Origin of the sequence: Gluconobacter sp. (assembly GCF_047723935.1) — a bacterium.
Taxonomy (GTDB): domain Bacteria; phylum Pseudomonadota; class Alphaproteobacteria; order Acetobacterales; family Acetobacteraceae; genus Gluconobacter.
In genome coordinates this window covers 1-5,962 of record NZ_JBDOBO010000113.1, presented here as the reverse complement: position 1 = coordinate 5,962, position 5,962 = coordinate 1, and the positions used below count along the sequence as shown (strand labels likewise).

General features: G+C 56.5%; 3 protein-coding genes and 1 pseudogene. All 4 read right to left on the bottom strand.

Features of this window, described 5'->3' with window-relative positions; translation table 11 throughout:
• Positions 1 to 45 precede the first annotated feature (45 nt).
• Positions 46 to 1,431, bottom strand: a pseudogene (locus ABF979_RS16130) (TonB-dependent receptor plug domain-containing protein); the annotation flags it as partial.
• 245 nt (positions 1,432 to 1,676) lie between these two features.
• On the bottom strand, positions 1,677 to 2,465 hold the full coding sequence (gene cysE, locus ABF979_RS16125; RefSeq protein ID WP_202207107.1) for a serine O-acetyltransferase: 789 nt from the start codon (positions 2,463 to 2,465) through the stop codon (positions 1,677 to 1,679).
• Positions 2,462 to 3,679, bottom strand: coding sequence for a UbiH/UbiF/VisC/COQ6 family ubiquinone biosynthesis hydroxylase (locus ABF979_RS16120; RefSeq protein WP_064274630.1), 1,218 nt, complete (start codon positions 3,677 to 3,679; stop codon positions 2,462 to 2,464). Before ABF979_RS16120 ends, cysE begins: the two co-directional genes overlap by 4 nt.
• Before the next feature lie 65 nt (positions 3,680 to 3,744).
• A complete protein-coding gene (locus tag ABF979_RS16115) occupies positions 3,745 to 5,937 on the bottom strand; it encodes a TonB-dependent siderophore receptor (RefSeq protein ID WP_415560711.1) in 2,193 nt (730 codons plus the stop codon).
• Positions 5,938 to 5,962: the final 25 nt, after the last annotated feature.

Here is a 5,962-nt window from a genome sequence, read left to right as displayed (position 1 = left end):
TCGTTCAGGCCAGATGATAGCTTATCGCCCTGTCCGAAAAATGGGGACCACCTCTTTCCAGCCATAGGTGTAGGACAGATCGTAGTTCCATCCATGGGTGATTTCACCCTTCACACCCGCAATACCCGTGTAGGTATCCGTGGCGGTTTCGCTGCGGCGATTGCCCCACTCACCCATACGCTTGGACATATAAGCGTCTTCGCCGAGCGTGTTGTAGGGGTCATTTGCGGGAATATAGAGCGCCGTTGGCAGCGAGGATGGGTAAATGCTGCCAGCCACCGGAATAGGGGCCATCGTCGTGGACGAATTACGGTGTGCGTAGTTAAAGTTCAGATATGGCGTGAAATGACGGTTGATGTCGTAATGGGCATCAAACGACAGTGTCGCGTTCTGAAGGGAGTTGGTCAGGGACTGATCGTTACCGTAGTTGTAGCGGTCAGCCTTGGAATACGTGTGTAGCGCACCGCTTTCGCTGCCAACGTAATTGCCGCTGTCTGTCTGATACAGGCCACCGGTCGGGTAACCGGACCCGAAGGACAGTCCAGATGCACTCAGAGGGTTGTTGATCTGAACGGGGTTCGCCCAGGAGCGGTTGCGCTGCTGGATGCCGCTCGAGGTCATGTAAGACCCGAAAAGCGTCACGTTGCCCTTGCCATGATCGAAGTTCCAGCCCTTATAGCCGGAAATCATGCCTGTCTGGCCGTCGCCGCGATCAGTGCCAATACCCCCACGAACCGTGAGGTTCGCATCGTTGAGGTCGTGGCGAAGCTTGATGTTGATAACGCCGGAAACAGCGTCAGCACCATAAAGCTCGGAACCGCCATCCTTCAGGATTTCAATGCTGGCAACCTGATGAACGTTGATCGTGTTCATGTCGAAGCAGCTGTTGTTGCCATTGATGGCAGCACGCTTGCCGTCGATCAGAACCAGAACGCGGTTTTGCCCAAGGTTACGCAGATCCATGCAGGAGGAGCCGCCTGTGCCATTGGTCTGGCTATTTGTTGTGCCAGACGAGCCCATGGACGGAAGGCGCTGCAGGTAATCACCAATCGTGGTGGCACCTGTCTGCTCAATCTGCTTGCTGGTCACGATCTGGACCGGGTTCGCGTTCGAGTTGTTGGACGTGCTCAGGGCAGAGCCCGTGACGACAACACTTTCAGAACGGCCTGAATCGATCGAAGTAACGGCACGACGGCGATTTACCTGAGCGGTCAAGGCAGGCGTTGTCGCAGCTGGTGCAGCTGTCTGAACCGGTGCCTGTGTTGTAACCCTGGGCGTGGCAGCCGCCTTGGCGTGCGTTGTTGTGCGATGGGAGGACGCACGGTGATGCGTGCTCGTAGCGGTCTGGGCGTCCGCTGTTGCAGTCGCTTCCAGTCCCATGGCGAGAACGGAAGCGCACAGAAGCAGCTCCCTGCGTCGATTAAGAATCATGTGGGCTCACAGTCAGACTATATTTCTGAGATCTCCTTAGTAATGTTTTTGTCTCAGAACTTTGTCTATCCGGAAATAACCAGCAGGGATGCCATAAAGGCACGCTGTTGCATAATTATCATACGCAGATAACAGTAATACACACTCTGTTTCTTAGTGATTACTAAAGTTAATTAAGGATACATTCCTGTTTCATATCGAAACAATCGTCTGGGCAGAAAGAGACAGCCTGCGGCTCCTCGCCGTCAAGCGACAGGGTGAGCAGGGTTGGTTGTCGTAGGAAATGACGTTGCCTTTGGCGTGCCAATAATCCGGGCTGGATTCCCAACCGCGGTTGCGTTGGCTGGAATATCTTCCAGAACGACGGAAGCCGCGCCGATCCGGGCATTTTCACCAATAACAAGACGGCCCAGAACTTTTGCACCGGAACCGATCATGGCGCCCCGGCGAACGATCGGATGGCGGTTCCCGCTCAGTTTTCCTGTTCCGCCAAGCGTGACGTCCTGAAAAAGGGAGACGTCATCTTCAATGATGCAGGTCTCTCCAATGACGATTCCTGTTCCATGATCGATACTCAGGCGGCGTCCCAGTCGGGCGGCGGGATGAATGTCTATTGAGAACAGTTCGTTTACCCTGCTCTGAAAGTGATAGGCTAGATGTCGGCGGTTTCTCTGCCACAGATGGTGTGAGACCCTATGAGCCTGTAATGCCTGCCAGCCTTTGAAAAACAGGAAAGGCGTGACAAGGTCAGGGCAGGCGGGGTCCCGATCACGGATCGCGAGGATGTCTTCCGCTGCGGCTTCTGCAATTGCCGGAACGTCCTGAAGAATTGACGCAACAAGACGTGTGATGGCCGTGGCCGAAATGGAGCGGTCAGCCAGCTTTGTCCCCAGTAGAGAAGCCAGTGCTGAACTGAAGTCGGCATGATCCCCGATGTTAGTCGCGAAGACATCCTGAATCAGCGGATCATGGCAACTGCATGCCTGGGACTGCATTTCCTGCCAGAGTTTAACAAGATTTACGGTTGAACTCATACGCCCATCGCCTTGCGAACAAAGGCGCGTCTCAGGCGGGGCAGGCGATGAACGCCCGCAATGCCGAGGTCGCGCACGCGCCGCAGAACCGGATTATCGTTGCCAAAGAGACGTTCCAGAATGTCCGTGGCGGCCAGCATGGCCATATTGCCGGGCCGGGCTCGGCGCTGATAGCGGACAAGAAGCTCCCGGCTTCCCGGATCTGTACGTTTGGTATGAGCTTCAATCAGCAGGTCTGCCAGAGCGATGACATCCCGAAAACCGATGTTCAGGCCCTGACCCGCAATCGGGTGAATACCATGGGCCGCATCTCCAACGAGAGCCAGACGCGGCGCAATATATGTCTGCGCATATTGCGCTGACAGCGGATAAATCCAGCGGCGGCCAATGGGTGTGATGGCGCCCAGATCCTCATCGCCCATGCGTGCACGGATTTCGCGGGCAAAGATTTCATCGGGGAGGTCATGGAAGCGCTGGGCCCGGCCTTCGCCTTCTGCCCAGACAATAGCGGACCGATGCGGATGCTCAGCCGTTCCTGGCATCGGCAGTCGGGCGAAGGGTCCTTCGGGCAGGAACTGTTCCAGCGCCACGCCGTCATGGGGCTTTTCATGTGCGATTGTCGCAACGATACCGCACTGATGATAGGGGAGTTTGGTCAGGCCGATGCGGGCCTGGTCGCGCAATGGAGAACGACGTCCCTCAGCGGCGACAGCCAGTTTGGCCGTCACGGTTGAACCCGATGCCAAACGGATCGACACATGGTCCGGGTGGAACGTGAAGGTTCCTGTGTCTGGCGCGCGGACGTCCAGCGTCTCGTATTGTTCAAGCGTCCGGTTAATGGCGAGACGCAGATCGCGTGCTTCTGCCATCCAGCCGAAATTCATGCCTTCAGGGGCATCGTCCACACCGAAATGCAGGAAAAGCGGTGAGGGAGCCTCGTGCGGGCGGCCATCCGAGACGCGGATTTCACGGATCGGCTGGGAAACACCGGGAAGATTGTCCCAGATACCTGCGGCTTCCAGCATCTGGCGTGAGCCTTCCGCAATGGCATATGCCCGGCCATCGAGAGAGGGATCTTCCATGCCTGGGAGCGCCGCACGGTCAATGAGCAGAACCCGTACACCTTCGGCTGCCAGACGACAGGCCAGGGTCGCGCCAACAGGACCAGCTCCGTTAATGCACAGGTCGTAATGTGTCTTGGTCATCGTGCTCATCTCCCTGCCCCTGTCCTACTCCTGTGACGTGTGGAGCGGAAGAGGGCAGGAAGGGGCAGAAAAGATCAGAGATCGAAGCGTGCGTTCAGGAAGACAGCGCGCGGTGTCCCGACAAAGAAGTAATCAGAGGCCAGAAAGCCCCAGTAATGAAGGTTTGTGGCGTTATCGAGTTCAGCGCGTAGCGTCACCTTGTGACGACCAATGCTGGTGCGATAGCTGGCCCGCAGATTGAGCAGCGTATAGCTGGGAACATGGAAGGCGTTGGAACTGTCGCCCCACATTGATGCGGTATAATGGATTTCCGCAGTTGCGGAGAAACCAGGCACGCCCGGGATACGGTCCGTCAGCTGGAACACATTCTGGAACAGCGGAATGCCCTCGATCTTGTTCCCTTTAACGCTGGCATCTGCCTTGCTGTATTTTCCGCCTTCGGCACCAAGGCTATCCGTCAGGGTAATGCCGAATGGCAGATCGACATGGCCGCTGAGTTCTGCCCCCTGATATGTGACTGTGCCGTTCGAGACATAGACATTGTCCGCGTTGGCATACTGCGCGCCACGTGTGATGCGATAGAGCGCACCGGTCAGATCCCAGCTCTGGCGAGCGATCTTTGCACCCACTTCAACCTGATCGGAACGGATGGGCGGCAGAGTTTCACGCGCGTTCTTGTATGTGTCCCCCACGGTCCCACCATTTTCCAGCGCCTGAACGTAGCTGGCATAAATGGTGGTGTCTTTCCACGGATGGAACATCAGGGCGGCAGTCGGTGTCAGTGGCGTAGTGCGTAGCGCTGTTTTCGTGCCGGAAGACTTCCATGTCAGCTGATGGAAATCGGTAAAGCGAATGCCGGCGAGGAGTGACCAGTGTTTATCAAACGTCAGGGTGTCGCTGCCGAAAAGACCGACCTGATCGGAACGATAATTGCGATAGGTCGCGGTGTCCCAGCTTCCGCTATAAGAGCGGCTTGTGATCGGCGAGTAAAGGTTCTGGCCTCCGATATTCACGTAATCTGAGTCGTATGGCAGATATTTGCTAAGTCCCTGCCAGGCCGCTCCCATCGTGAAATCATGCCGGATAAAACCCGTCCGGAACTTGCCTTCCAGAATGGCCTGAACCTGATCGTATTGTGCCCAGCTTCCGGGATTGGTGCTCATATAGGTGTCATAGTTGCCACCCTGATCCTGCAGGGACATCCACTCTCCGCGGTAGCGGCGATAGTCCATGCTGTGGCTGTAATCGATGCGCGCGGTCCAGTTCTTTGTAATGTCCCAATGCAGCCCCGTGGAAACGAATAGCGTGTGAGACGTGAACATGCTGGCGGGAGAGGCGGTCAGGTTCTTGTGTCCGCTGATGGCATCGGGAAGACGGTTGCTGCCATAGGCGGACGGATCATCAATAAAGAAGTCCTGCACGCCACCACGGACCTGACGGTCCTGATAAATGGCATCGGCAGTCCACAGCAGGTTGTGAGCGAGCCGCACATCCGTGGACAGGGAACCTGAAAAGCGCGTGACGTGCGATCCGTTATAGGTTTCGCCATTTTCGTGGGTGAGGTTGAGGCGATATCCAACAATATCGTTTCGGAAGAGGCGCCCACCCGTGTCGATGTGCTGACTGCCCACGGCGCCTGAGCTGTATCCGGCATCAAAGGAAAATGTGCGGGCGTCGGTCGGCTTCTTCGTCTGGAAATCGATGATGCCGCCGGGCGCGTTGAAGCCGTACATGAAACCGGAAGCGCCCTTGAGAAGCTGTACCGCCTCGAACGACTCAAGTGGGAGTTCCACGGTCGTCATGAAGAAGGGCGTGCCGTTGATCTTGTAGCCGTTGTAATCATCAAGCGGTACGCCTCGAACCGTGACGGAATAGGCGTTGAACGAATACGTGTCGCCGTTCGAAATGACCGATGCATCCTGTGAGAAAACGCGCGCCAGCGATTTGACCTGCCGCTCCTGAAGTTCTGCTGCCGTCACGACCTTGATCGAAAATGGCGTATCCAGAACACGGCGTGTCCCTAGTGCTCCGCCGTCAGCCTGATGGGCATGACCGAGAACCGTAACGTTTTCGCCTTTTGCGTTGGGTTGCTTGTGGGGCGAAGGGGCAGGCTTGGAGTATCCGTTATGACGGGGCTTTCCTAATGGCTTGTGCCCGGCTTGAGAATGCGCGTCCTGAACGTCTGCTGCCAGGGCAATGGCCGAGGTACCTGACATGAGCAGAGCGAACGAGAGCACAGATGACAGAACGGAAGTGGCGGCGGCCATAAAACTACACCAAATAGTTATAATA

What these genes read in the sequence shown, in the direction of transcription:
- ABF979_RS16120 (WP_064274630.1), bottom strand. Translation starts at nt 3,679, where the DNA reads ATGAGCACGATGACCAAGACACATTACGACCTGTGCATTAACGGAGCT.
- cysE (WP_202207107.1), bottom strand. Translation starts at nt 2,465, where the DNA reads ATGAGTTCAACCGTAAATCTTGTTAAACTCTGGCAGGAAATGCAGTCC.
- ABF979_RS16115 (WP_415560711.1), bottom strand. Translation starts at nt 5,937, where the DNA reads ATGGCCGCCGCCACTTCCGTTCTGTCATCTGTGCTCTCGTTCGCTCTG.